General features: G+C 38.3%; 30 protein-coding genes. 27 read left to right on the top strand and 3 right to left on the bottom strand.

The genetic code is table 11. The features are described from left to right. Positions 1 to 98: 98 nt before the first annotated feature. The 21 genes from B6D67_RS06615 (at position 99) to B6D67_RS06515 (ending at position 16,449) form a co-directional block, all read left to right on the top strand. Positions 99 to 1,514: a terminase gene (locus tag B6D67_RS06615; protein WP_011285619.1), complete on the top strand. Its 1,416-nt coding sequence runs from the start codon at positions 99 to 101 to the stop codon at positions 1,512 to 1,514. Between the two features lie 80 nt (positions 1,515 to 1,594). After that, a complete protein-coding gene (locus B6D67_RS06610; RefSeq protein ID WP_010922462.1) occupies positions 1,595 to 2,056 on the top strand; it encodes a capsid assembly scaffolding protein Gp46 family protein in 462 nt (153 codons plus the stop codon). A gap of 24 nt (positions 2,057 to 2,080) precedes the next feature. After that, positions 2,081 to 2,992, top strand: coding sequence for a phage major capsid protein (locus B6D67_RS06605; RefSeq protein ID WP_010922461.1), 912 nt, complete (start codon positions 2,081 to 2,083; stop codon positions 2,990 to 2,992). Then, positions 2,992 to 3,192, top strand: a complete 201-nt coding sequence (locus tag B6D67_RS06600) for a hypothetical protein (protein ID WP_010922460.1) — start codon at positions 2,992 to 2,994, stop codon at positions 3,190 to 3,192. The genes B6D67_RS06605 and B6D67_RS06600 overlap by 1 nt, the downstream gene beginning before the upstream one ends. Before the next feature lie 9 nt (positions 3,193 to 3,201). Then, positions 3,202 to 3,624, top strand: coding sequence for a phage Gp19/Gp15/Gp42 family protein (locus tag B6D67_RS06595; protein ID WP_010922459.1), 423 nt, complete (start codon positions 3,202 to 3,204; stop codon positions 3,622 to 3,624). After that, a complete protein-coding gene (locus B6D67_RS06590) occupies positions 3,584 to 3,922 on the top strand; it encodes a hypothetical protein (protein WP_011285617.1) in 339 nt (112 codons plus the stop codon). The genes B6D67_RS06595 and B6D67_RS06590 overlap by 41 nt, the downstream gene beginning before the upstream one ends. Further along, positions 3,915 to 4,151, top strand: coding sequence for a hypothetical protein (locus B6D67_RS06585; protein WP_010922457.1), 237 nt, complete (start codon positions 3,915 to 3,917; stop codon positions 4,149 to 4,151). The genes B6D67_RS06590 and B6D67_RS06585 overlap by 8 nt, the downstream gene beginning before the upstream one ends. Beyond that, positions 4,152 to 4,487 carry a hypothetical protein gene (locus tag B6D67_RS06580; protein WP_000573598.1) on the top strand — a complete coding sequence of 112 codons (336 nt, stop codon included), beginning with the start codon at positions 4,152 to 4,154 and terminating at the stop codon, positions 4,485 to 4,487. Positions 4,488 to 4,498: 11 nt separating this feature from the next. Then, the gene (locus B6D67_RS06575) at positions 4,499 to 5,092 is read left to right on the top strand and encodes a phage tail tube protein (RefSeq protein WP_010922456.1); all 594 of its coding nucleotides are present in this window, start codon (positions 4,499 to 4,501) and stop codon (positions 5,090 to 5,092) included. A gap of 10 nt (positions 5,093 to 5,102) precedes the next feature. Further along, a complete protein-coding gene (locus B6D67_RS06570; protein ID WP_010922455.1) occupies positions 5,103 to 5,366 on the top strand; it encodes a hypothetical protein in 264 nt (87 codons plus the stop codon). 14 nt (positions 5,367 to 5,380) lie between these two features. After that, positions 5,381 to 5,752, top strand: coding sequence for a DUF5361 domain-containing protein (locus B6D67_RS06565; protein WP_010922454.1), 372 nt, complete (start codon positions 5,381 to 5,383; stop codon positions 5,750 to 5,752). Then, the gene (locus tag B6D67_RS06560; RefSeq protein ID WP_010922453.1) at positions 5,752 to 8,109 is read left to right on the top strand and encodes a phage tail protein; all 2,358 of its coding nucleotides are present in this window, start codon (positions 5,752 to 5,754) and stop codon (positions 8,107 to 8,109) included. The genes B6D67_RS06565 and B6D67_RS06560 overlap by 1 nt, the downstream gene beginning before the upstream one ends. Further along, entirely contained in the window at positions 8,106 to 8,801 is a 696-nt protein-coding gene (locus B6D67_RS06555; protein ID WP_010922452.1) for a hypothetical protein, read from the top strand. The genes B6D67_RS06560 and B6D67_RS06555 overlap by 4 nt, the downstream gene beginning before the upstream one ends. After that, positions 8,798 to 10,756, top strand: a complete 1,959-nt coding sequence (locus tag B6D67_RS06550) for a phage tail spike protein (protein WP_010922451.1) — start codon at positions 8,798 to 8,800, stop codon at positions 10,754 to 10,756. Before B6D67_RS06555 ends, B6D67_RS06550 begins: the two co-directional genes overlap by 4 nt. After that, complete coding sequence (locus B6D67_RS06545; RefSeq protein WP_023079488.1) at positions 10,756 to 11,757, top strand: hyaluronate lyase N-terminal domain-containing protein; 1,002 nt, start codon at positions 10,756 to 10,758, stop codon at positions 11,755 to 11,757. Before B6D67_RS06550 ends, B6D67_RS06545 begins: the two co-directional genes overlap by 1 nt. Before the next feature lie 14 nt (positions 11,758 to 11,771). Further along, on the top strand, positions 11,772 to 13,556 hold the full coding sequence (locus B6D67_RS06540; RefSeq protein ID WP_010922449.1) for a gp58-like family protein: 1,785 nt from the start codon (positions 11,772 to 11,774) through the stop codon (positions 13,554 to 13,556). A gap of 11 nt (positions 13,557 to 13,567) precedes the next feature. Continuing rightward, entirely contained in the window at positions 13,568 to 13,999 is a 432-nt protein-coding gene (locus tag B6D67_RS06535) for a DUF1617 family protein (RefSeq protein WP_010922448.1), read from the top strand. Between the two features lie 2 nt (positions 14,000 to 14,001). Next, positions 14,002 to 14,619 (top strand): DUF1366 domain-containing protein, encoded by a 618-nt coding sequence (locus B6D67_RS06530; protein ID WP_010922447.1) that lies wholly within the window; start codon positions 14,002 to 14,004, stop codon positions 14,617 to 14,619. A 9-nt stretch (positions 14,620 to 14,628) separates the two neighbouring features. Further along, positions 14,629 to 14,904, top strand: a complete 276-nt coding sequence (locus tag B6D67_RS06525; protein ID WP_002987582.1) for a DUF7365 family protein — start codon at positions 14,629 to 14,631, stop codon at positions 14,902 to 14,904. Then, positions 14,901 to 15,128 carry a phage holin gene (locus B6D67_RS06520; RefSeq protein WP_003058873.1) on the top strand — a complete coding sequence of 76 codons (228 nt, stop codon included), beginning with the start codon at positions 14,901 to 14,903 and terminating at the stop codon, positions 15,126 to 15,128. Before B6D67_RS06525 ends, B6D67_RS06520 begins: the two co-directional genes overlap by 4 nt. A 115-nt stretch (positions 15,129 to 15,243) precedes the next feature. Continuing rightward, on the top strand, positions 15,244 to 16,449 hold the full coding sequence (locus tag B6D67_RS06515) for a glucosaminidase domain-containing protein (RefSeq protein ID WP_010922446.1): 1,206 nt from the start codon (positions 15,244 to 15,246) through the stop codon (positions 16,447 to 16,449). Positions 16,450 to 16,518: 69 nt separating this feature from the next. Here the strand turns inward: B6D67_RS06515 and B6D67_RS06510 are convergent, their stop codons facing one another. Together B6D67_RS06510 and sda3 are read right to left on the bottom strand one after the other, a co-directional pair. Next, the gene (locus tag B6D67_RS06510) at positions 16,519 to 16,953 is read right to left on the bottom strand and encodes a hypothetical protein (protein ID WP_011017966.1); all 435 of its coding nucleotides are present in this window, start codon (positions 16,951 to 16,953) and stop codon (positions 16,519 to 16,521) included. Positions 16,954 to 17,223: 270 nt separating this feature from the next. Continuing rightward, the gene (gene sda3 / locus B6D67_RS06505; RefSeq protein ID WP_011285611.1) at positions 17,224 to 18,024 is read right to left on the bottom strand and encodes a streptodornase Sda3; all 801 of its coding nucleotides are present in this window, start codon (positions 18,022 to 18,024) and stop codon (positions 17,224 to 17,226) included. 228 nt (positions 18,025 to 18,252) lie between these two features. Here sda3 and B6D67_RS06500 point away from each other — a divergent pair, with 228 nt between their 5' ends. Beyond that, entirely contained in the window at positions 18,253 to 18,435 is a 183-nt protein-coding gene (locus B6D67_RS06500) for a competence regulator inhibitor paratox (RefSeq protein ID WP_029714291.1), read from the top strand. 530 nt (positions 18,436 to 18,965) lie between these two features. Next, positions 18,966 to 20,828 (top strand): heavy metal translocating P-type ATPase, encoded by a 1,863-nt coding sequence (locus tag B6D67_RS06495; protein ID WP_029714293.1) that lies wholly within the window; start codon positions 18,966 to 18,968, stop codon positions 20,826 to 20,828. Positions 20,829 to 21,127: 299 nt separating this feature from the next. Here the strand turns inward: B6D67_RS06495 and B6D67_RS06490 are convergent, their stop codons facing one another. After that, positions 21,128 to 22,063 carry a dihydroorotate oxidase gene (locus tag B6D67_RS06490; RefSeq protein ID WP_010922443.1) on the bottom strand — a complete coding sequence of 312 codons (936 nt, stop codon included), beginning with the start codon at positions 22,061 to 22,063 and terminating at the stop codon, positions 21,128 to 21,130. 238 nt (positions 22,064 to 22,301) lie between these two features. On the opposite strand from B6D67_RS06490, the gene B6D67_RS06485 reads away from it, so the two are divergent. The 4 genes from B6D67_RS06485 (at position 22,302) to B6D67_RS06470 (ending at position 25,231) form a co-directional block, all read left to right on the top strand. After that, entirely contained in the window at positions 22,302 to 22,997 is a 696-nt protein-coding gene (locus B6D67_RS06485) for a phosphoglycerate mutase (RefSeq protein ID WP_002983928.1), read from the top strand. A 106-nt stretch (positions 22,998 to 23,103) separates the two neighbouring features. Further along, positions 23,104 to 23,625: a transcription repressor NadR gene (locus B6D67_RS06480; RefSeq protein WP_002983930.1), complete on the top strand. Its 522-nt coding sequence runs from the start codon at positions 23,104 to 23,106 to the stop codon at positions 23,623 to 23,625. Positions 23,626 to 23,785: 160 nt separating this feature from the next. After that, on the top strand, positions 23,786 to 24,328 hold the full coding sequence (locus B6D67_RS06475) for a hypothetical protein (protein WP_002989140.1): 543 nt from the start codon (positions 23,786 to 23,788) through the stop codon (positions 24,326 to 24,328). A 123-nt stretch (positions 24,329 to 24,451) separates the two neighbouring features. Then, the gene (locus tag B6D67_RS06470) at positions 24,452 to 25,231 is read left to right on the top strand and encodes a formate/nitrite transporter family protein (protein WP_002989141.1); all 780 of its coding nucleotides are present in this window, start codon (positions 24,452 to 24,454) and stop codon (positions 25,229 to 25,231) included. Positions 25,232 to 25,680: the final 449 nt, after the last annotated feature.

Below are 25,680 nucleotides of genomic sequence, written 5' to 3'. Positions count from 1 at the left end.
ATTCGACCCCTTTAGAAATCAAAGTCGTAGCAATACGGCTTTTTATTGTGCCCTGTCGCATGGCTAAAAACTAGGCAGTACGATTGAAAGGAATAAGTATGGTTACTAAGACGAAAACAAAGCTTGGCAATCAGCGACCTACTCAATCGGTAAATTTACATTTTGCTAAATCTCTAGCGCATGAAGCTATTAATTACTACAAAAAAACAGGGCTAAGCTGCTATCCATGGCAAGTAAATATGCTTATCCCAATTATGGCCATAGATGAAAATGGTCTGTGGGTTCATCAAAAGTATGGGTATGCTATCCCACGGCGTAACGGTAAGACGGAAGTAGTCTATATTGTTGAGCTGTGGGCTTTGCATAAAGGTTTAAAAATCTTGCATACAGCTCATCGAATTAGCACATCTCATGCATCATTCGAAAAGGTAAAAAAATACCTTGAGATGTCAGGTTATGTTGATGGAGAAGACTTTATATCAAATAAAGCCAAAGGTCAAGAGCGTATAGAGTTCAAAGCCAGCGGCGCTGTTATCCAGTTCCGAACTAGGACATCAAACGGTGGACTTGGTGAGGGATTTGACTTACTTATCATTGACGAGGCACAAGAATACACATCTGAGCAAGAATCAGCATTGAAGTACACAGTTACTGATAGTGATAATCCAATGACTATTATGTGTGGAACGCCGCCAACGATGGTATCTACTGGTACAGTATTTGAAGCATATCGGAAAGATTGCTTAAAAGGCAATAAGCGTTATTCTGGTTGGGCTGAATGGTCAGTTCCTGAGATGGTTAAGATTAACGATGTATCTTCCTGGTATATTTCCAACCCATCTATGGGATTCCACCTCAACGAGAGGAAAATCGAAGCTGAATTAGGTGAAGATGAGATTGATCACAACATCCAACGCTTAGGTTATTGGCCATCCTTTAACCAAAAATCAGTTATATCCGAAAAAGAATGGGCAAAACTCAAAGTTGAGCAAGTGCCAGAACTCAAAAGCAAGCTTTTTGTCGGTATCAAGTTTGGTCAAGATGGCAACAACGTATCACTATCAATTGCAGCAAGAACATCAGAAAATAAGGTATTTGTTGAGACTATTGACTGTTTATCGGTCAGAAATGGAACTCAATGGATTATTAATTTTTTGAAATCGGCTGATATCGCTAAGGTTGTCATTGATGGTGCAAGTGGTCAAGAATTACTTGCTCAGGAGATGAAAGATCAAGGTCTAAAGAAACCAGAATTGCCTAAAGTTGCTGAAATTATCACAGCTAACATGATGTGGGAGCAGGGGATCATGCAGGAAACCATTTGTCATAGTGATCAGCCATCTTTGACAGCAGTAGTCACAAACTGTGAAAAGAGGCAAATTGGCTCTAATGGTGGTTTTGGGTATAAATCGCTTTATGATGATAGAGACATTAGCTTAATGGACAGTGCATTGCTTGCGCACTGGATTTGTTACACAACGAAGCCAAAAAGAAAGCAAAGAACCAGCTGTTAAAAAACGACATCCGAAAGGGTGTTTTTTTACTGCTAAAAAATCTACCGAACTGCCGGGAAAGCAGGAGAAAGGACGTTAATATGTCAGAATTTAAAGTTATTGAAACACAAGAAGAGTTGGACACGATTGTGAAAGCTCGCATTGCTCGAGAACGTGAGAAATATCAAGATTACGACCAACTGAAAACTCGTGTTGAAGAACTAGAAACCGAAAACAGCAGCTTACAAACTGCTTTGAATGATGCTAAATCAAACACTGATAGCTATACGGAAGAGATTAGCACCCTGAAGAATCAAATTGCCGATTATGAGACGGCAAATTTACGGACAAAGGTAGCGTTACAGTATGGCTTACCGATTGATTTAGCTGATCGTTTGCAAGGAGATGATGAAGATGGACTCAAAGTAGATGCAGAACGCTTAGCATCCTTTATTAAGCCATCCCAACCACAACCGCCAGCAAAATCAAACGAACCAAATATCGATAGTAATGCAGACGCAAATTACAGAGCGTTAGTGCAAGGATTAAGTACAGAAGATTAGAAGATTAATTAAAGGAGAAAAAATATGGGAACAGAAACATCAAAAGCGAGCTTATTTGACAAACATTTAGTATCAGATCTTATCAATAAAGTTAAGGGGCATAGCTCACTAGCTAAACTATCTAGCCAAAAACCTATTCCGTTTAACGGATCTAAAGAATTTACGTTTACATTAGATTCTGATATTGATGTGGTTGCTGAAAACGGTAAAAAAACACACGGTGGCTTATCGCTAGAGCCTGTTACTATCGTACCAATCAAGGTTGAGTATGGTGCTCGTCTTTCTGATGAATTTTTATATGCAACAGAAGAGGAAAAGATTGATATTTTGAAAGCTTTTAACGAAGGGTTTGCGAAAAAACTCGCTCGTGGTATTGACCTAATGGCGATGCATGGTATCAATCCACGTACAAAAAAAGCGTCTGACGTTATCGGCACGAATCACTTTGATAGTAAAGTGACGCAAGTGGTTAAATTTACAGAGAGCGAAGACGCTGATGCAAATATCGAAGCAGCTGTTAATCTAATTCAGGGGTCTGAAGGTGTAGTGACAGGGCTTGCGATGGATACAGAGTTTTCAACAGCACTGGCGAAAGTTACCAATGGGGAGATGGGGCCTAAAATGTACCCTGAACTTGCTTGGGGAGCGAATCCAGATAGCATCAATGGCTTGAAATCGTCCGTCAATACTACTGTTGGTGCTGGAGCTGATGAAGCAGAATCCAAAGATTTAGTAATTATTGGCGATTTTGAAAGCATGTTTAAGTGGGGTTATGCAAAACAAATTCCAATGGAAATCATTAAATACGGTGATCCTGATAATTCGGGGAAAGACCTTAAAGGGTATAACCAAATTTACTTACGTGCTGAGGCGTATATCGGCTGGGGTATTTTGGACGCTAAGAGCTTTGCTCGTGTCACTAAAGGAGAAGTATAATGTTATACGTTAACAGTAAGACTGGAGCTAGTTTTTATAGCTCCGTCCCTGTTTGTGGTGGAGATTGGACTTTGGTTGAACAGCAGACAGGCGAAAAAGCAAAAACAGTAGCAGAAATTAAACGTCAGTTAGATGCTGCTGGGATAAAATATAGCTCTAAAGCTAAGAAACCTGAATTAGAGGCACTCTTGCCTGGTTAGGAGGTAAAAGTGGGCAATTTCGCAACAACAGATGACGTCATTTTGTTATGGCGTCCCTTATCTGTTGACGAATTGAAACGTGCAAATGCACTCTTGAAAGTCGTATCAGATACATTAAGAATGGAAGCTGACAAAGTTGGCAAAGACTTAGATAAAACGATGGTTGATAAGCCTTATTTTGTTAATGTTATTAAATCGGTTACGGTTGACATTGTAGCGAGAACGCTGATGACATCTACTCGAGGCGAACCAATGGCCCAAGAGAGCCAATCAGCTTTAGGATACACATGGTCAGGCACTTATTTAGTTCCAGGCGGCGGTCTTTTTATTAAGGACAGTGAGTTGAAGCGTCTTGGACTAAAAAAACAACGATATGGAGGAATTGAACTTTATGGCGAAATTGAAAGGGATAACAGTTGCTTTAGCCGATAAGTCGATTAGCGGAAAAGACCCTTTTGGAAATCCTGTAACAGTTGATTTTGATATCAAAATTGAGAATGTGCTTGTTGCACCAGCAACTACCGAAGATATCACTAATCAGTTATCTTTGACCGGAAAAAAGGTTGAATATGTCTTGGCTATACCAAAAGGAGACGAACACGATTGGGAAAATAAGGAAGTTAGATTTTTCGGCAAAAAATGGCGCACAGTAGGAATTCCACTAGAAGGTATTGAAGAGCTTATACCACTAGACTGGAATAAGAAAGTTATGGTGGAAAGATATGAGTAAGTTTAAATTCAAGCTTAATAGAGCTGGTGTTGCCGAATTGATGAAATCATCAGAAATGCAGCAGGTATTAACCACTAAGGCCACAGCCATCAGAGAACGTTGTGGTGATGGTTATGTCCAAGATATCCATGTTGGGAAAAATAGGGCTAATGCTATGGTCAGTACTAAAACCATAAAGGCCAAGAAAGATAACTCAAAAAATAACACACTGTTGAAGGCGGTGCGATGATTGATTGAAGTAATTATCAAAAAATATTTAGACGAGCACTTAGATGTGCCGTCTTTTTTTGAACATCAAAAAGATGAACCTGCACGATTCATCATCTTAGAAAAGACTAGTGGGGCTAAGCAAAATCATTTGCTAAGTTCCACGTTTGCTTTTCAAAGTTATGCCGAATCGTTGTATGAGGCGGCTTTACTTAATGACAAAGTAAAGCAAGTAATTGAGCAGCTTGATGTCTTGCCACAAGTTTCTGGTGTACATCTTAACGCTGACTACAATTTTACAGATACAGCAACTAAGCGCTATCGTTATCAAGCTGTATTTGATATTAATCATTATTAAAGGAGATATTGATGAATAAGAATGATACTAAAAATGTAACATCTGCAAAGCCCAAGACCGGTGGGGCGATTTATTCGGCACCGCTTGGTACTGAATTGCCCAAGGATGCAAAATCAGAATTAAATACTAAATTTAAGAATTTGGGTTATGTATCCGAGGATGGTGTGGTCAATGAAGATACACGTTCATCCGAAAATATTAAAGCGTGGGGTGGAGATATTGTCGGGGCTGTACAGACAGAAAAAGAGGATAAATTTACTTATAAGCTGATTGAGTCACTAAATGTAGAAGTCTTAAAAGAAGTTTATGGCGCTGTCAATGTTACTGGAGATTTAAGTGGGGGAATCCAGATTAAATCAAATTCAAAAGAGTTAGAAGCTCACGTAATTGTTGTTGACATGATCATGAATGGCGGCATTCTTAAACGAATTGTCTTACCAAATGCAAAAGTCGATGAGGTAGGTGAAATTAAGTATGTTGACGGCGAAGTCGTTGGTTATGAAACAACACTAAAATGTTTCCCGGACAAGGATGGTGATACACACCGTGAGTATATTGTAAAACCTGGAGAAGCTAATAAAAAAGAAAACAGCTTTGAAATGTAAAGGGGAGTAAATGGAAATCTTAAAAGGAAAAACAACATCAGGATTTGAATACGAAATTCCTAAAAAACGATTAAAAAACTTTGAACTTGTTGAAGCTATTGCAGAAGAGGAAACTGATCCAACAGCGGTAGTTAAAATCGTTAATTTGTTACTTGGTGATGCTGCTAAGTCTCTAAAAGAACATGTACGAGATGCAGAAGGTATCGTAGACGTTGAAGCTATCGGAGTAGAAATCAAAGAAATTTTTGAAAGTCAAAAAGATTTAAAAAACTAGCAATCCTCGCTCAGATGATAGCAAAAGATGATGATGCATTGACTTGTGATTTAGCTGAAACATACGGCATATATGATTACAGACAGCTACCTGCTTATCAGGTGGCTGTTTTTGCTGTCGGTTTGAGATCTAACTCTAGGATAAAAATGGCATTATCTGGAGAGACTGAGGCTTTGGATACTGTTTTGTTAGCTGGTATTTATGATAATACTAATTTGCTGTTTTGGTCTAAAACTAAGGATGGTCAATCTGGTCAAAACAAACCTAAATCCGTGGTGGAAGCTATATCTGGATCTAAATCACAAAAAGCTAATGATGTCATTTCTTTTGTGTCTGGCGAGGATTTTGAAAATGCACGTAAACAATTACTAGGAGGTGATGGCTAATGGCAACAGAACTTGGTCAAGCGTATGTGCAAATTATGCCATCCGCTCGTGGAATAAGTGGAGCAATCTCGAAGCAACTTGATCCCGAAGCAAGGTCGGCTGGATTGAGCGCTGGTTCGCTCATTGGTGGTAATCTCGTTAAAATGATTGGTGGTGCCATTGCAGCTGCTGGAATCGGTAAGATGATTTCGTCTGCCTTGTCCGCTGGTGCTGATTTGCAGCAATCTTTTGGTGGTATTGACACATTGTATAAGGGCGCTGAGACTGCTGTCAAAGGGTTTGCTAAAGAGGCATACAAAGCTGGAATATCAGCAAATACTTATGCAGAGCAAGCAGTTTCAATGGGTGCATCTCTAAAGCAATCACTTGGAGGTGATGCTGTCGCGGCTGCCAAGGCTGCTAACATGGCAATCATGGATATGGCCGACAACTCGGCTAAGATGGGTACTGATATCACATCAATCCAAATGGCTTACCAGGGATTTGCTAAGCAAAACTATACAATGCTTGATAACCTAAGACTTGGGTACGGCGGCACAAAAGAAGAGATGAAGCGTCTTTTATCAGACGCTGAAAAGTTACCTGCCGCTATGGGCAAGAAGTTTGATTTGAGTAATTATGCTGATGTGGTTGAGGCTATACACTTGGTACAGGATAACATGGGTATCGCTGGAGTTGCTGCTGAAGAAGCAAAAACTACATTTTCAGGCTCACTAGCTGCTATGAAGTCCTCTTTTACAAATGTAATGGCAGGTTTATCACTAGGAGATGATATCAGACCGGCTTTACGAGGACTGGCTGAGACAACTTCTAATTTCTTATTTGGTAACTTTATTCCGATGGTGGCAAATATCTTTAAAGGATTACCATCGGCAATTGGTACTTTTATTGGAGCCGCAGCTCCTATTATCACAAGTCAATTCCAAGGTCTAATGAGTAGCCTTGGAATTAGTATTGATTTAAGTCCTATTACTGCTAAATTTGCACAGATTGGCCAAAATTTACAACCTGTTTTTAACGGTTTAAAAACGGCTTTTAGTCAGTTGCCATCATTTTTTACTAGCATTGGTAGTGCAGTTGCACCAGTAATAGACACTATTATTAGCGGATTAGCCAGATTAGATTTCAGTGGTTTTGAGGCTTTAATTTCAGCAATTTTACCAGCCCTACAGGCAGGTTTTTCTAACTTCGCTGCGATTGTTGGACCAGCTATCTCAGGAGTTGTTGACTCGTTTGTTGGCATGTGGAATGCAGCACAACCTTTAATTTCGATACTAAGTGATGCCTTGATGCCAGTATTTCAAATTTTAGGGTCTTTCTTAGGTGGTGTTGTAAAAGGTGCGCTTATGGGAGTTAGCTTTGCCTTTGATGCAGTTAAAGTGGCTATACAACTAGTCACACCAATTATTGACTTGCTGGTTCAAGGTCTTAATTTTGTACAACCTGTTCTCAGTGTCATTGCAGAATGGATTGGAGTTGCTATCGGTATGTTTGGTAATTTAGGCACAGCCGGCCAAGGCTTGAGCGCTTTTATTAAGAGCGCTTGGACTAACATTCAGACTGCAATTTCAACTGCTGGAACAATCATATCTACGGTTATTGACTACATAAAATTAGCGTTCAGTGGTGCCGGTTCTGCAGTTGGCGTCCTAAAAAACATTTTCTCACTTGCTTGGATGGCAATGGGAGACGCAATAAATGTGGCTAAGGGTATCATAAGCTCTGTTATAAATGGCATAAAATCAGCCTTCAGTAGTTTTAGTAGCTTAGTGTCTAGTGTTGGTTCAGCAGTAAATGGAGTTATCGATTCAATCTCAAGCACAATTAGAGGTTTGGCAAACATTGATATTTCTGGAGCTGGTGCCGCAATTATGAATGGTTTCTTAAACGGTTTGAAATCAGCTTGGGGAGCCGTCAAAAGTTTTGTGAGCGGTATCGCCAACTGGATTGCAGAACATAAAGGACCTATCTCTTATGATAGAGTTCTACTAAAACCTGCTGGTAAAGCAATTATGGGTGGACTTAATACAAGCTTGATTGACGGCTTTAAAGAGGTTAAATCAAATGTCTCTGGCATGGCTGACGACCTTGCAAGCACCATGACAGGTAAAAGTCTATCTCTCGGTATCGATGCTAAACCAAGCGTCACAGCTGATGACTTACTATCAAGCAATATTAGTACTAAAACTACAGTCGGTTCTGCTACAAGTGACTTGTCATTATTCTTTGTTAAGGTGCTTGCTCTGTTGCAAGATATCCTTGATAAAAATACGGATGTCTATCTAGACAAAGAAAAAGTCAGCGCTATTTTATACGAAGAATTTGCCAAAATTATGGCTAGAGAGGGGATTGTATGATACCTAAAGTTATTATTGATGATTTTGACACATCTTCAATCCCTAATTGTGTTTTGACCGGTTACGATGTGGGGGATATTCTATCCCCTAGTTTTGTCGAAAATGAAGCTTATGGCATGAATGGAACTAGTAGGGAATTGGAGTCATATAATGAATCTAAACCAACCATAATGTGGCATTTGAGTACTTTTGATGATGCAGTTAATCTAATTAATCATTTAGACGGCCTTAGTAAAAAAATCGAATTTTGGCACATACCTAACTCTATTTATTACTATGATTGCTTATCTGTCAAAATCAATGCGGTAACCATGTCATCATGGCGTGTGACTCTCAAACTTGCTCTTTATCCATTTAGATACGCAAAAGGTGTCTCAGATGTAGTAATTGCAGGCAACGGAAACATTAACAATGCAGGAAATGTTTTCAGCGAACCTAAGATAGTTGTTGAGGGTACTGGTAAAGGAACGCTAACCATTGGCAAACAGGTCATGGAATTAAATTTGTCAGGTAAAGCAACGATTGAGTGCAAACATGGCCAACAATGCGTCTATGATGCTGAAGGTAATGTGAAAAACTCAATCCGAATAAGAGGAAGTTTTTTTGAAATACAACCTGGCACACAAGGTATTGCCGTCAGTGGAGGCATTACTAGAACAATAATTAGTCCAAGGTGGAGGTATAAGGTTTGATATCGATTAAAGATGATAATACCCCTCTTGTAGCAGCCTTTGAAGATGAGATTACACAGGAGGCCAATAGTGATTACAAACTAAATTTTAAGTATCCTGCTAAACACGAGTATCGCCCTTTAATAAAAAAAGGAATAATCTTAGAAGCTGATGATCTGCATGGTTCTCAGCTTTTTAGGATTTTTGAAATTACTAAGCGGCATGGCTATATTAACGTTTACGCTAATCAGGTCGCTGATGACTTAAATGGCTATGCAATTGACACTATCAGTGTTGATAGGGTGCAAGGCATGACAGTAATGTCAGAGTTAGCAGGTAGTATCAAGCGTGAGCATCCTTTTAGCTTTTTTAGTGATATTGACGGTCGTCACACATTTAATCAATCAGACGTATCTGTTATGGACGCTTTAGCTAATGGCAAGCACTCAATCATGGGGCAGTGGGGTGGCGAACTTGTACGAAATAAATACCAAATTAACTTGCTCAAAAAAGCTGGCAAAGATACCGAAACCTTGTTCATGTACAAGAAAAACCTCAAATCTTATGAGGAAACAGATACTATCAAAGGGCTTGTCTCTATCCTTCATTTAGTTGCTGAAGTAGAAGAAGAACATGAAGTAGAAACCAGAGAAGCTTCAGATGGAAACATTGGTCATAGTGAATCACCGAAAAAGAAAACAATTAGGGTATCTGTTGAGAGCAAGCTCAAAGACACTCATCCGATAATTGTTGAAAAGACTATCAAGGTGCAGGATCAAGATGTCAAAACAGAAGAGGACTTGCTTGCATATGGTAAGAAATACTTTGAAAAAACTCTTTGCGACATACCAGGTAATAGTTTAAAAATTGATGTTACTAATAACTACGAGGGCGCTGTTAGGCTATTTGACACAGCAATTGTCTTCCACGAGCTCTATGACAGAGACTTACGAATGCAAATCACTGGCTATCGGTTCGCCCCTATGGCTAATCGGTTAAAATCCATCATCTTTGGAGAGATTAAGACCAACTTAGCAAAACAAATTAGCAATCAAATTGACAATAAGGTAGCTGAATCAACTGCTCAACATGACGCAGCATTTGAAGCAAAATTACAAAAGCAGATTGATAATGCTAATCGTATTTTTGACACAAAAGAAGCTAAACTCCGTGAAGAGATTGAAGATGGCATCAAAAAAGCTGAAGCTAATGCAGAGGTCAAAGTTGCTGAGGTTAACGCTAAAGTGCTGGAAGCTGAGGAGCTAGCCAAGGCAGTCGATGAGCGACTCAAAAAATTTTTATCTGATGCTGACACTAAAGAGCAAGATTTTGATAAAAAACTTGAAGAATTTAGAACGTCTCTTAAAGACCTTGAAGTTGATGAAAAGCAGATTGATGATGCTTTGGCCAAAGCCGGTTTTAGCAAGGATAGCTTAGCTGACATTAAAGCTAAACTGGAAGACACGTCTGAAACTGCCACAGTTACAGCTAACATTGTTGGATCAACTGGCGGCACGTTTTACAATCGCAACAGACTGGATGGTGATACTGACAAAGTTATCACTTTTGAACAAGGTTATATTGACATTGCCCATAATGGTGAAGGTTTTGAAGAAGGCAAGACATACACTATCAGCTTTGAGGCAACCTGTGAGCTACTGCGTAAAGTAGGAATCACAGTGACACAGGCTAACATGAAAGGTGCTCGCTTAGTGTTAACACCTAAAAATCCCAAATTAGTTGTCGAGAGTTTTGGCTTGACTAAGGATACTGAGACTATCAATGTCTATCCGTTTAGCTACACAGTGCTTGTAACCAGCGACTGGTATAAATCTAAGCAGATAGATTTAAACGCGTCGGAGGTGCAGGAATTGGCTCTGGAGATGGATTATAAAGATGTTGTTGACGGTAATAATGCCACAATCACAGGGCAGTGGTCAGACAGCCCACAAATTATATTAGACGGAGGTAATTAATGACAGAAACTATACCATTAAGAGTCCAATTTAAGCGGATGACTGCCGAAGAATGGGCTCGCAGCGATGTCATCTTACTTGAGAGTGAAATAGGCTTTGAGACCGACACAGGATATGCTAAGTTTGGTGATGGTAAAAACCAATTTAGTAAGCTTAAGTACCTTAATAAATTAGATCTAGATGCGTTTGCACAAAAAAAAGAAACTAATAGTAAAATCACCAAATTAGAATCAAATAAAGCAGATAAAAACGCTGTTTACTTAAAAGCAGAGTCAAATGCAAAGCTAGACGAAAAATTGAGTTTGACAGGCGGCATAGTGACAGGACAACTACAGTTTAAACCTAACAGTGGTATTAAACCCTCATCTTCCGTAGGAGGAGCGATTAACATTGATATGTCTAAATCGAAAGGTGCTGGTGTTGTTGTCTATTCTAACAATGATACCAGTGATGGGCCGTTAATGAGCTTGCGGACGGGTAAAGAGACCTTCAATAAATCGGCGCTTTTTGTCGATTACAGCGGTAAGACTAATGCCGTTAATATTGCGATGCGCCAGCCAAGCACACCTAATTTTTCCTCTGCGCTTAATATTACTAGCGGCAATGAAAATGGTAGTGCGATGCAGCTACGAGGGTCAGAAAAAGCGCTAGGAACGCTCAAAATCACACACGAAAACCCAAACGTTGAGGCAAAATACGATGAAAACGCTGCAGCGTTATCTATTGATATCGTTAAAAAACAGAAAGGCGGAAAAGGTACTGCTGCTCAAGGAATCTACATTAACTCAACATCAGGCACAGCTGGTAAAATGCTCAGAATCAGAAATAAAAATAAAGACAAATTTTATGTAGGTCCAGATGGTGACTTTTGGTCATGTGCAAGTTCAATTGTGGATGGTAATCTAACAGTTAAAGATCCAACATCTGGAAAACATGCTGCGACTAAAGATTACGTAGATGAAAAAATTGCTGAGTTAAAAAAACTCATACTAAAAAAATAGATTAAGGAGGATAAATGAGCAGAGACCCAACATATACAATAAACGAGCACGACTTATCTTTTGCAGATGGTCGTTTTTATGTGACCTTTAAGGCAGATAAGTCAAGTGAGACTGTGAGACTTAACAGTAGTTGCCTTGGCAATACCATAATCAAAAAGCTACAGGTCGAGGATGACAATACAATGCACGACTTTGTAAAGCCTAAAGTTACCACTCAACAAGCTTTTGGACTAGCTCAGCAGGTCAAAGAGCTTGATTTACAGCTAAAAGACCCTAAGTCAGATTTGTGGGGCAAAATCAAGTTCAATAATAAGGCAATGCTAGTCGAGTACGCCAACAAAGAGATGTCAAGTGCCATTGCGCAATCAGCTGAGCAGATATTGTTACAAGTCAAGTCTATTGATGATGAACGATATTCCAAATTTGAGCAAACTCTGAATGGTATCAAACAAACTGTCAAAAGTGAGTCAGTTGAATCCGCACGTACTCAGCTAGCATCAATGTTTGATAGTCGTATTAGTGGACTTGATGGCAAATACAGTCGTTTGAGCCAAACAATTGATAGTCTTAGCAGTCGTCTTGATGATGGTGTTGGTAACTACTCAACGCTATCTCAAAAGGTAAGTGGCATTGATTTACGAGTTAGTAATGCAGCTAATGATGTTTCTCGATTGTCTCAGACAGCACAAGGATTGCAGTCACAAATCACAAATGCAAACCAAAATTACAGCAGTTTGTCTCAGACTGTACAGGGACTACAAACAACTGTACGTGATAATCAATCAAATGCTACAAGTCGGATTAATCAGTTAAGTGACCTGATCAGCACAAAGGTATCAAAAGGTGATGTTGAGACAACTATTGCTCAGAGTTACGACAAGATAGCCTTCGCAATCAGGGATAAACTCCCAGCAAGCAAAATGTCTGGCAGTGAGATTATCTCGGCAATCAATCTTGATAGGTCTGGGGTTAAAATCACTGGAAAAAATATCACTCTTGATGGTAACAGCTACATCAGCAACGCTGTCATCAAAGATGCTCATATTGCTAACATGGATGCCGGTAAGATTAATACTGGTTATCTTAATGCTAATAGGATTGCAACCGAGGCCATTACTGGTGAGAAAATTAAGATGGACTATGCCTTTTTTAATAAACTCACTGCTAACGAGGGATATTTTAGGACGTTGTTTGCCAAAGACATCTTTGCAACATCAGTCCAATCTGTAACACTATCAGCTAGCAAAATTACTGGAGGTGTATTAGCCGCTACAAATGGGGCAAGTCAGTGGGACCTAAATAATGCCAATATGACCTTTAATCGAGATGCCACAATTAATTTTAATAGCAAAAACAATGCCTTAGTACGTAAAGATGGCACACATACTGCTTTTGTACATTTTAGTAATGCCACACCAAAAGGCTATAGAGGCTCAGCGTTATATGCCTCTATCGGCATTACCTCATCAGGAGATGGCATCGACAGCGCTTCTTCCGGTCGTTTTGCAGGGCTAAGGTCATTTAGGTACGCTACGGGATATAACCATACTGCTGCAGTCGACCAAACCGAGCTATACGGTGATAATGTCTTGATTGCAGATGACTTTAACATCAATCGAGGATTTAAATTTAGACCAGACAAAATGGAAAAAGTGCTCGACATGAACGACTTGTATGCGGCTGTAGTAGCCTTAGGCCGCTGTTGGGGGCACTTGGCTAACGTCGGCTGGAATACTGCTCATAGCAATTTTACAAGTGCTGTGAGTAGGGAATTGAATAACTACATCACTAAAATTTAACAGGAGATAATATGCAATTAACTATTAAAAACAAAGATTTAAACACACTATATCGTGTACTAGACAAAATCAAAGTCACGAACATGCGAGCAAACCGCGGACGTGCTAAGCTACTCGCAAAAGTAGTAGATAAATTCAAAGAGTACGCCAAGGATGAGGGTGACCTTATTGATCTGTATGCTCAAAAAGACAAAGATGGCAAGTTTGTCATTGATGAGCACAAAAACATCAAGCTAGCAGACCCCGCTAAACTCGACGAGTTCAACGGCCTACTCAACGAGCTAGCTGATGAAGAAATTGTGATTAAAGGGGGTGAGTACTCCAAGCGATTTATTGACTTTTTAAACTTTTTAGAAGAGTGTGAAGATGAATTTACATCATCTGAAATCATTCTTATCGACAACATTTTGGAACAATTTGAAGAAAGTAAAAAAGGAGAATAACCATGAGAAATTGGAAAGTGACAGGAAAATACCCACAATTTGACAGCACAGGAGCAGTCGCAAGCACACATATTATTATCACTGCTGAGGATGGCTCAGTCATCTCTCAACCAATCAAGCAGGACTTAACCTCAAATAATGACACAGAGATTATCAAAGCTACTTTGGAAGAATTTAAAAAATCTGAATACGTTGAAATTGCAATGGGCGAAGCCGTGCAAAAGGTAGACGACCTTGAAAAAATCTCACAGGAAACCGCTAAGACTGCCAAAACTGCTCAAACAGCTGCTGGACTAGCTAAGGTGTCCGCAGAGCGTACACAGCGAATGATTAACTTGCAAACCATCCACATGTTAACGAGCGGCGGCAAGATTGATCCTGACATTTATAAAGGCATGCTTGAGCTAATCGAGCCAGCCAAAAAAGGTGAGTATCAAGCCTATGATGTCTTTACGGTGGTCGACAGTACTAAAGAGGAAGACGGTGAAGCAGGCGAAGGGAACCTAGTCTTTGTACACGTTAATGAAGCATTTGAGTATGACAAACAAACCTTAGAGGAGCTAGAGTCAGAAGCCAAAGTAACAGTTATCAAGTACGCTGATTTGGTTAAACAAGATTAGAGGTGGTTTATGGCAACAGAGTTGATATTTGGCGTCGGTGGCTTTATTTTAGCTATCGTCACGACTTACAATATTTTTAATGCAAAATCCATCAAGCATGCGACAGATATTACTTTGTTGCAATCTGAGGTAGAGCATTTAAAAATTGTTACACGCCAAAATGCTCGGCGGCTTGAAGAGCACGCTGAGCAAAATAAAACGTTGATTACAATGACAGAGCAAATTAAAAATTTAACAGATGATGTTAAAGATTTAAAAGATATGATGAGAGGAGAAATCAAATGATCAATTTAAAATTACGACTACAAAACAAAGTAACCTTGATGGCTATTTTGGGAGCTATCTTTTTGTTAGCGCAACAATTAGGTATTAAACTACCATCAAACATCGCGGATATTGCCAACACAGCTGTAACGCTTTTGGTATTGCTCGGTGTTGTCACAGATCCAACCACAAAAGGCCTGTCAGACAGTGAGCAAGCATTGACTTACCACGAACCAAAACAATAGGAGGAGCCATGCGAGCAATCACACGATTAGCATTAGTTATAGCAATCGCAATACTGTATGTGCCGATATCTGTTGTTGCTCTGATCTTTTATCCATTTTTAGATAAGGAGGACAGATGACCTTTTTAGATAAAATTAAACAAGGCTGTTTAGATGGCTGGACAACGTACAAAATCTTGCCATCCTTGACCGCAGCGCAGACAATCTTAGAAAGCGGGTGGGGCAAACATGCCCCACACAACGCTCTGTTTGGTATTAAGGCAGATAGCTCTTGGACTGGTAAATCATTTGATACCAAAACCCAAGAGGAATATCAAGCAGGTGTTGTCACGGATATTGTGGACCGATTTAGGGCGTATGATAGTTGGACTGACAGCATTATTGATCACGGTAAATTTTTAAACGATAATCCACGGTATCAGGCTGTGATTGGTGAGACTGATTACAAAAAAGCTTGTCACGCTATAAAAGATGCAGGTTATGCCACAGCTAGCGGTTATGCAGAGTTGCTTATCCAACTAATCGAGGAAAATGACCTTCAGGAATGGGATGAAGAGGCTATTGTCAGAAAGGAGAAGCAAATGATTAGTTCTCAATGTCGAGAAGTCATTGAATTTTTTATTAACTTGGTAAATGCTGGGGTTGGCGTGGATAAAGATGGTTTTGCGGGCTGGCAATGCACAGATGTGCCTTGTTATGCAGCAAAGCACTGGTTTGGTGTTGATCTTTGGGGAAATGCGATTGACTTACTAGATAGCGCTGCTGCCGTAGGTTGGGAAGTCCACCGCATGCCGACAGATGCAAATCCACAGACTGGAGCATTTTTTGTCCAATCAGTGCCATATCATCAATTTGGTCACACAGGAGTTGTCATTGAGGATAGCGACGGTTATACCATGCGAACTATCGAGCAAAACATTGATGGCAATCCTGATGCTTTGTATGTCGGTGCACCAGCTCGTTTTAATACTCGTGATTTTACCGGCGTGACAGGATGGTTTTACCCTCCTTACCAAGGAGATATTGTCACGCAACCAGTCAGCACCGAGCCACAAACGTCTGACACTATCGTAGAGACAGCAAAAACAGGTACTTTTACGCTTGATGTCGCAGAAATCAATATCAGACGTTGGCCAAGTTTAACTAGCGAGGTAGTAGGTAGCTATAAACAAGGTGATACTATCAGCTTTGATAGTGAGGGTTACGCCAATGGTTACTACTGGATTAGCTACGTTGGCGGCTCGGGTATGCGAAACTACACGGCTATTGGGATAACTGACAAAGACGGTAACATTATCAGCCTTTGGGGCAAATTAAATTAGGAGATAAAGCTCCTTTAGATAAGACAAAACCGCTCTCTTAATCGAGGGCGGTTTTTTGTGTTTAAGTAATTATTTTTTTAATTTTTTTCTTTCATTTTCAATTTCTATTTCTCGTTTTATTAACCTATGAAGGAGGAATGGAAGTAGTGCTAAAATAGAACAACCTGTAAGAAATATTGCACTTACTTTGTCAGAACGATTAGTTGATAAAATGGTCGATAAATTATTTGATAGACTATTTGTCAAAATAGAAGCAAAATATAATGAATTGAAAGCCAGTAAAATAGTATTCTTCCATCTATCTACAGTTAGCTTTTTATATTCTTCCTGCAAACCATCATATGTTTTAATAAGTTCAAAAGCGGAAACAATTATCCCATTAAAAAAAATACTCATTAAAAGAACGATAAGTTCATTGTCATAATTAACAATATAAATTGGTATCACAGCTAAAGCCATTCCAACAATAACACTAAGTAACGATGCTTTTTTGGACCTTTTCATAAAATCACCCTTTTTTTTCAATCTACTATACATATTACTCGATTCAATCATCCTCAACAAAGGCCGTTAAAACAGACTAATTTCTCAAAGTCCTATTTAAGGGACTTTCTAAATAGACGTTGTTTTTTTAAAAAATAGCACAGATAGTAGCCTATACTAATTTTTCTTCAAAATTTAACTTTATACAAATTACCCCAAATATTAAATAAATAATCTAACATTTGGGATAATGTTCACAATCTAGATATTTTTATTAAGTATAAGTTTATGTTAAGCCGCTTCTTCAAACTCTTCGGTTTCTAAATTACTATCTTCTTCGTTTTGAGTTGAATCTAGCATCATTCCTGTTTGGTAATCCAATTCAGCTAAAGGAGATACGTTATCTAATGTAACTGATGTTACTCCAAAGTTGTCTACACTTTCTTTTTCACTACCTAACTTAATTTGAAGTAGATCTCCATTTTCATCAATTCCAACATACTGTAGAACTACTTGGCGAGGAACTAACTCATTTTTATGATAAACAGGAGTAACTTTATAGTCTAGCCAGAAGTTAGGGTGTAGAGCTAACCAGCTATCTAATCTATTTTCATAATAGAGCATTCCTAAAGGATTTTTGTCACTAAAGCCAGTATTAAGATATTTTGTCATTGTAACTAGGTTTTTAGGCTCGTCATTTAAGCCGCTAAATTGGTAACCAACTAAATGGCCACGGTCCATTAACCAAGTTGTTTTTCCATTAGCGTCAGTCAATTTGTAATTATGCCAGCCAGGAGGATTGAATTTAAGTCCTTTTCGTTTAATATTAGGCTCATCTTGATCTTTTAGCTGGATGTGTGCGAAGGTTGGCCTTTGCAGATTGTCAAGATCGCCCAAAACTAATTGGTAGCTACCAGTGAATGGTAAGATTCCTGGTGTCTCAGTCGCCTTCGTTCCTAACAAAATTTCCGTGGTATCAGGGAAATTTCTAATTTTTCTGGCTGCCGTAACAGTACTTGTGGTAAAAGTGGTGAGAATAGCTATTAAAATAACAACTAAACCTTGCCAAGTACGACGATTTGATTTAGACATATCCATGTCCTCCTTTTATTATTTACAGGTTAATTATATCACTTTAAATTAAAAAAACTTAAAATTAATTTATCAATAATATTACGCTAAAATTTCTTTTTATTTAATATTCGCTAACAATCAATATTTTAGTTTGTAACAAAAAAGATGTTAATTAAATTTAAACGACCTTTAAATTTAATTATATTATTTCCTGTAAAATACGAATAAATAAGTAGGAGGGTAAAAATGCTAACATACGACGAGTTTAAACAAGCGATTGACCGTGGATATATCACAGGAGACACAGTTATGATCGTGCGTAAAGACGGACAGATTTTTGATTATGTGTTGCCACATGAGAAAGTAAAGAATGGAGAAGTTGTGACTAAGGAAAAAGTGGAAGAGGTGCTGGTGGAGCTTTCGAGATAAGTATTTTCTTTGCCCCCTGAGAAGTAGTTTTATTAAAGGGGTAAATAGGGGGCATAAGTTTAAAACTTACATAGTTGATTCGAAGCAATTATATAAAGTTTCGTTATTTTGTAGCTTTATAAAATCAAAGTTTATTATATTATATGTGCACAATATTAAGTAATCTTTAAAAGACGCTGTTAAATAATTCGTCTAGAAAAATCTTGTTGCTATCGATGTTTATTGATAGCGACAAGGTTCTTTTTTTATATTTGGGGCATAAAGTTAGTAGTTTTCTCTTCAGTTAAGCCAAGTTCTAAAGCATGCACTCTATAATGGTCAGTCATCCTTCTATTAGTATATCATTTCCGCAGGTAGGGGGAGTTTTTTTCATATTTGCAAATAGTTGAAGTTAGGATTTTTGAAAGCAAAAGGTAAGTTTAAAAAAGTTTATTTAGAATGTTTCTAAATTACTTGACTTATTTATTTAGAATTATTATAATTAATATATCTTAAAGATTGAATAACTTTTAATTGCGAGGGAACTAAAAATGACAATCAGACAATGGATGGCAGACCATCTTCATTTGATGGAGACTTTAGCGTGTTTGGTATTAATAATAATTGGCCTAGCCTTTTTACACTCATTTCCACAAGTGGCTTCCGCTATTTTCATTACAGCCTTCTTGATTGGAGGATATGCGTCTGCAAAAACGGGTATATTGGATTTGGTGAAGAACAAACACTTGTCAGTGGATATTTTGATGATTTTGGCAGCTATCGGTGCTGGAATTATCGGCTATTGGCTGGAGGGTGCTCTGCTTATTTTTATCTTTTCGTTGTCCAATACGCTTGAAGAAATGGCCATGGAAAAAAGTAAGGATGCTATTTCAGCCTTGATGTCCTTGACGCCAGATACAGCTCGTCAATACCAAGAAGATGGCCATATTTTAGAAGTTGAGACCAGATCCTTGAGTGTTGGTGACCGTTTACAAGTTCGTAAAGGCGAAGCTGTTCCAATTGACGGGCAGTTGCTTAGTCCTTTTGGTCAATTTGATGAATCTATGGTCACTGGTGAGCCTATCACTGTTGATAAGGCAGAAGGCCAGGATCTGATTGGGGGAACCATTAACCAAGGACAAACCATAGATATATTGGTTACTATTGAAAATGACGATACTCTCTTTGCCAAGATTATTAATCTGGTGGAATCTGCCCAAGAAAAGAAAAGCAAAACCGCCACCTTTATCGAAAGCTTAGAAGATGGTTATGTCAAATTTGTGCTCGTCCTTATTCCTGCCTTTATCCTCTTTAGCCACTTTGTGCTTTCTTGGACTTGGTTGGCTGCTTTTTACCGAGGGATGATTCTCTTAACAGTAGCTTCACCATGTGCCCTAATTGCCAGTTCCACACCTGCTAGCTTGGCTGCTATTTCTCGTGCAGCCAGAAAGGGATTGATTATCAAAGGAGGGGATATTGTCGATAACATGGGAGATATTAAGGCTGTTGTCATGGATAAAACGGGAACGCTCACCCAAGGAAAACCTTCTGTTGTGAATGCTCATTATTTGGAAGATGAGTTGCTCGTGAATAGACTGGTAAAAGGAGCAGAGACTGCTAGTACCCATCCTATTTCTAAAGCCCTTCTTGAATACACTGAAAAATTGGAGCCACTGACCTTTGACCACTTAGAAGAAATTTCTGGGAAAGGTTTTCAGGGCTTCTATCAAGGGCAAGAATGGCGAATTGGCAAGAAAACCTACATTTTGGAAAAGGTTCAAGACCTATCAGCTTTTGAAGAAACTATTCAAGTGGAAGAAAATCAAGGGAAAACCCTAATCTTTGTTTCACGTGACCATCAATTGATAGCTTACTATGCCCTCTTGGATGATATCAAAATAGAATCAAAACGTGCTATTAAGTCTCTTCATGCCATGGGAATCAAAACAGTCATGTTAACAGGTGACCAAGAACGAACCGCCAATTATGTGGCACAAAAACTTGGTATTGATGAAGTGGTAGCCAACTGTATGCCTCAAGATAAGGTGGCTAAGTTAGCAGAATTAAAGACTAAATATGGTTTTGTGGCTATGGTAGGAGATGGTATTAATGATGCTCCTGCCCTTGCTCAAGCAGATGTTTCTTATGCTATTGGATCAGGAACAGATATTGCAATGGAAAGTGCAGACAGTGTGATTATGGATGACTTGACTCGTATTCCATTTTCGATTCAACTTTCCCGCACAATGAAGACCATTATCAAACAAAATATTGTTTTTGCCTTATCTGTGATTACCTTATTGATTTTAGCCAATGTTTTTCAGGTAGTTAACTTGCCGCTTGGTGTTGTTGGACACGAAGGCTCAACGATTTTAGTGATTTTAAATGGCTTGCGTTTACTTTCTTTTAAATAATTTAGAAACTTGCTTGAAAACTTGAAAGTGTTTATAATAATAGTAAGACTTATGAAAGAGAAAACCGCCGTATGTTTACTATTATGATCATTGGTTTAGCTGTATTTTCAATAATTAAAATCATTCTATTTTTCTATTTTTATCAGCAATTTGAGCGCAAGCAAAAAAGAAAAGTTGAATCAAACAACCAGCAAAGACAGTCCCAAGAAAGTGACGCTGTCCCTTCAAAAAAATTCCCATTTTAAAAAGCTTGGAAAGTGTACAAAGTGCACATTTCCAAGCTTTTTTGACTATTAAGGTTAATCTTTGTAACGTAAGTTCCCACGAAAATCGTCTAAGCTTTGGTAGCCTTTTTCTACCATAATCGTTTTAAGTTCCTTAGTGACCCGTTCAAAGATAGCTGGCCCTTCTTGATGAAGGGCTGTCCCAATTTGGACCATGCTGGCGCCACAAAGAATATGTTCAAAGGCATCGCGTCCTGTTTTAACTCCCCCTGTACCAATAATGTGGATAGAAGGTTTTAAGCGTTTGTAAAACGCATGGACATTGGCTAGAGCAGTAGGTTTGATGTAATCTCCACCTATACCACCAAAGCCATTTTTAGGCTTGATGAGGACTTGTTCATCCTTAATGACCAGCCCATTTCCGATAGAATTGACACAGTTAACAAAGGAAAGGGGGTATTTATTGAAAATCGCAGCCGCTTGATCAAAATGCACAATGTCAAAATAAGGAGGTAATTTGATACCAAGAGGTTTAGTGTAATAGGTAAAGATGTTCTCTAGAAGTTGATCAGTGGTTTCAAAATCATAAGCAATCTGTGGTTTTCCTGGAACGTTAGGGCAAGAAAGGTTTAGTTCCACTAGACCCTCATAATCTGAAGCCATGATGGCTTTTAAAATGGTTTCGGTTTCAGTAGGAGATAGCCCGACAACGGAGAGAAAGTGAGGTTTATGTTGCCCGGTTTTGGCAAGATCACTGACAAAGTCTAAGTAGTAGCGAAAACCATTATTAGGGAGTCCCATTGAATTGATAGAACCAAGACGAGTATCTGCGTAGCGAGGTTCTGGATTACCTGGACGAACTTCAAGCGTCCCTGTTTTGGTGACAAAGGAAGCGGCTTGAGACTTTTCAACCTCCATAAGCTCTTCTTTTGTCATGCAGTAAACACCAGCAGCATTCATCAAACAGTTATCAAAAGAGAAATGACCAATTTGTGTAGCAGTAGAAACCATTATTTCCTCCATATTTTAGACAAATTTTTTCTATTCTACCACTAGGCATGAATAATAGCAAGCTATTTTTACAAAAATGTAAATATATTACTGTTATTGACGAACATTTGAAATTTTCATGATAGTCACATTATGATTTTCAATAAAGTCAGAATAGACTAGCTTTTTTGCTATATTTTTTGTAAAATAGGAATTGTAAAAAGGTAGCAACCTTTAAATTAAAAGGAGATATTAACTCATGGTAAAATTGGTTTTCGCTCGCCACGGTGAGTCAGAATGGAACAAAGCTAACCTCTTCACTGGTTGGGCAGATGTTGATCTTTCAGAAAAAGGGACACAACAAGCGATTGATGCAGGTAAATTGATCAAAGAAGCAGGTATTGAATTTGACCTTGCTTTCACTTCAGTATTGACACGTGCTATCAAAACAACTAACCTTGCCCTTGAAAATGCAGGTCAATTGTGGGTTCCAACTGAAAAATCATGGCGCTTGAACGAGCGTCACTATGGTGCTTTGACTGGCAAAAACAAAGCTGAAGCTGCAGAACAATTTGGTGATGAACAAGTTCATATCTGGCGTCGTTCATACGACGTGTTGCCGCCAGCTATGGCTAAAGATGATGAGTATTCAGCACACAAAGACCGTCGTTATGCTGATCTTGACCCAGCCCTTATTCCAGATGCTGAAAACTTAAAAGTAACTCTTGAACGCGCAATGCCTTACTGGGAAGAAAAAATTGCTCCAGCTCTTCTTGACGGTAAAAACGTCTTTGTTGGCGCACATGGTAACTCAATCCGCGCTCTTGTGAAACACATTAAAGGTCTTTCAGATGACGAAATCATGGATGTGGAAATTCCAAACTTCCCACCACTTGTTTTTGAATTAGATGAAAAACTTAACATTGTTAAAGAATACTACCTTGGTGGTGAATAACTTAAAAACCAGACTTTGGTCTGGTTTTTTGGTTCTATATCCTAAGAAGAAAGAAAACCCTGCTTAAAAATATGATATGATAGAAATAAAAAAGGATAGATAGATTATGAAAGCAGAAGATCGTCGTCAAAAAATTATTGAGTGCTTAAATAGTGAACAAAAAGCTGTATCTGCTACTCGTTTAGGTAAGTTATTAGGAGTGAGTCGCCAAGTAATCGTTGGAGATATAGCTCTTCTTCGAGCTCAGCAGATTGATATTATTTCGACTCCAAAAGGTTATATTATGTCAACAGCACTTTATAGTCACCAATTTTGTGCACGTATTGTGTGCCAACATAATGTAGAAGAAACTAAAAAAGAATTAGAAATTATTTTAGCTCATCAAGGGATTATTACGACGGTAGAGGTAGAACATCCTATTTACGGTATGATAACAGCCCCTTTAAATATTAAGACACACTCTGATGTAACTAATTTCATGTCCAAACTCAGTCAATCTAAAGCAGAGTTATTGTCTTCGTTGACAGAAGGACTACATAGTCACTTAATTTCGTGTCCTAGTCAAGAAGCCTTTTTAGCTATTAAGCATGATTTAGAATTAGCAGGTATCTTATACAAAGGAATATAACTATAGTATATTATGCCATTGATGGTTGTTATGAATACCATGCTAAAATATTCTATTGATTATTTATCAGCAACAAGGTATCGTTTAAAAATACCAAAAGATACAGGTGTCTTGATAGTTATTGGTTTTTAAGGTATACTATTTTTGAAAAGGAGATAAAATGACTAAAAAACCAACACAACTAATAGCTTATACCTCTATTTTGGTCGCATTTGCGATTTTGATTCCGATAATCATGCCTCTTAAGCTTATTATTGGACCAGCTTCCTTTACTCTGGCGAGCCATGTTCCTTTGTTTTTGGCTATTTTTATGTCGATTCCAGTAGCAATTTTGGTCGCTCTTGGTACCACATTAGGTTTTTTATTAGCTGGACTACCTTTAATTATTGTTTTAAGAGCACTCTCTCATTTATTGTTTGCTATTTTGGCAGCGTGGTGGTTAAGTAGAAAACCACAACTGATGACATCGGCAGTAAAATGTTTTAGTTTTGCGTTTTTCATTAATGTCATTCATGGCTTGGCTGAATTTTTAGTTGTCTATATTTTAACAGCAACCACAGCAACTTCTATGTCTTATTTTTGGTCTATGCTAGGCTTGATTGGCTTAGGTTCGCTTATTCATGGCATATTGGATTTCTATCTTGCTTTAGTTCTATGGCGTTTTTTAGCAAAAAACTTAAAACTTCCCACCATAAATGCCTAAGACTAAAATAGAGATAGTTATATGATAATGACGAGCCCTTTCTTGTTGAAAGGGCTTGCATTTTTTAGGAAAATTGATATACTAAAGTGTGTGTTTGTGAATACAGTAACAAAAGGAGATATCATGAAAACACCAGAACAGATTTTAGAAGCAACTATTCATATTGGGGAACATAAGGTTACCAAAACTTTTTTGGCTAAATCTATCTTAGGCTTTATTGGTGGAGCGATGATTAGCCTTGGTTATTTACTATACGTGAGAATTGCCGCCAGTGGTTTAGAAACTTTTGGTGCTTTTTCCAGTATCGTAGGAGCTTGTGCTTTTCCGATTGGTCTAATTATTATTTTAATGGCGGGTGGAGAATTAATTACAGGGAACATGATGGCTGTTTCTGCAGCTTTGTTGGCCAAAAAAATTAAGTTTAGCGAGCTTGCCAAGAATTGGCTTATCATTACCTTGTTTAATGTGATTGGAGCTGTTTTTGTAGCTTTTGTGTTTGGTCATTTTCTAGGCTTAACATCAGCTGGTATTTTTAAAGAAGAAGTGATTGAGGTGGCCCATGCTAAAATAGCAGCGAGCCCTTTGCAGGCACTAGTATCAGGAATTGGTTGTAACTGGTTTGTTGGTTTGGCCTTGTGGCTATGCTATGGGGCAAATGATGCTGCTGGTAAATTCCTTGGTACTTGGTTTCCTGTCATGACCTTTGTAGCCCTTGGTTTTCAGCATAGTGTAGCAAATGCTTTTGTCATTCCTGCTGCTATTTTTGAAGGAGGAGCAACATGGTTGGATTTTGTCACTAATTTTATTTTTGTCTATAGTGGTAATATTATCGGTGGAGCCATTTTTGTTAGTTTTTTATATTTTAAAGTTTACTATCATCCGCAAAAGAGTAAAACTCAATGAGAAAATATTTTTTTAGACTGAGGGCGTCCTATTCTCAGTCTTCTTTTTATAATTTATGGTAAAATAAGAAGCGAAGTTTAAAAAATTTAGCTAAATAATGGTTAGTTTATTCCCTAAAAAAGGAGTATTCCCAAAAAATCCGTAAAAAGAATTTGCCATGGGAGTAGTTCCCAAAATAATGCAGATCATTTAGTTGTCTTTCAAAAATAGCCTTGATAGGGTAAAAAGTGGACAGTGATGCAGCAACAGATTCATCAGGCGTACAAACTGTCTTATGGTTTGTGCTTAGAGATTTCTTAATAATGCTTTTGGTAATACACTTTTAGTGAAGAAAGTGTAGCATGAAAGCTTAAAGATAACCATGAGTTCGCTTTATGCACTATTGTTGAGAAAAATAGCATAGTCAATTGAGTAAACATCATTTCTGCATGGAATGAAACAATTCCTAT

The sequence above is a fragment of the Streptococcus pyogenes genome (assembly GCF_002055535.1).
Taxonomy (GTDB): Bacteria; Bacillota; Bacilli; order Lactobacillales; family Streptococcaceae; genus Streptococcus; species Streptococcus pyogenes.
This window is presented reverse-complemented; position numbering and strand designations above follow the sequence as displayed.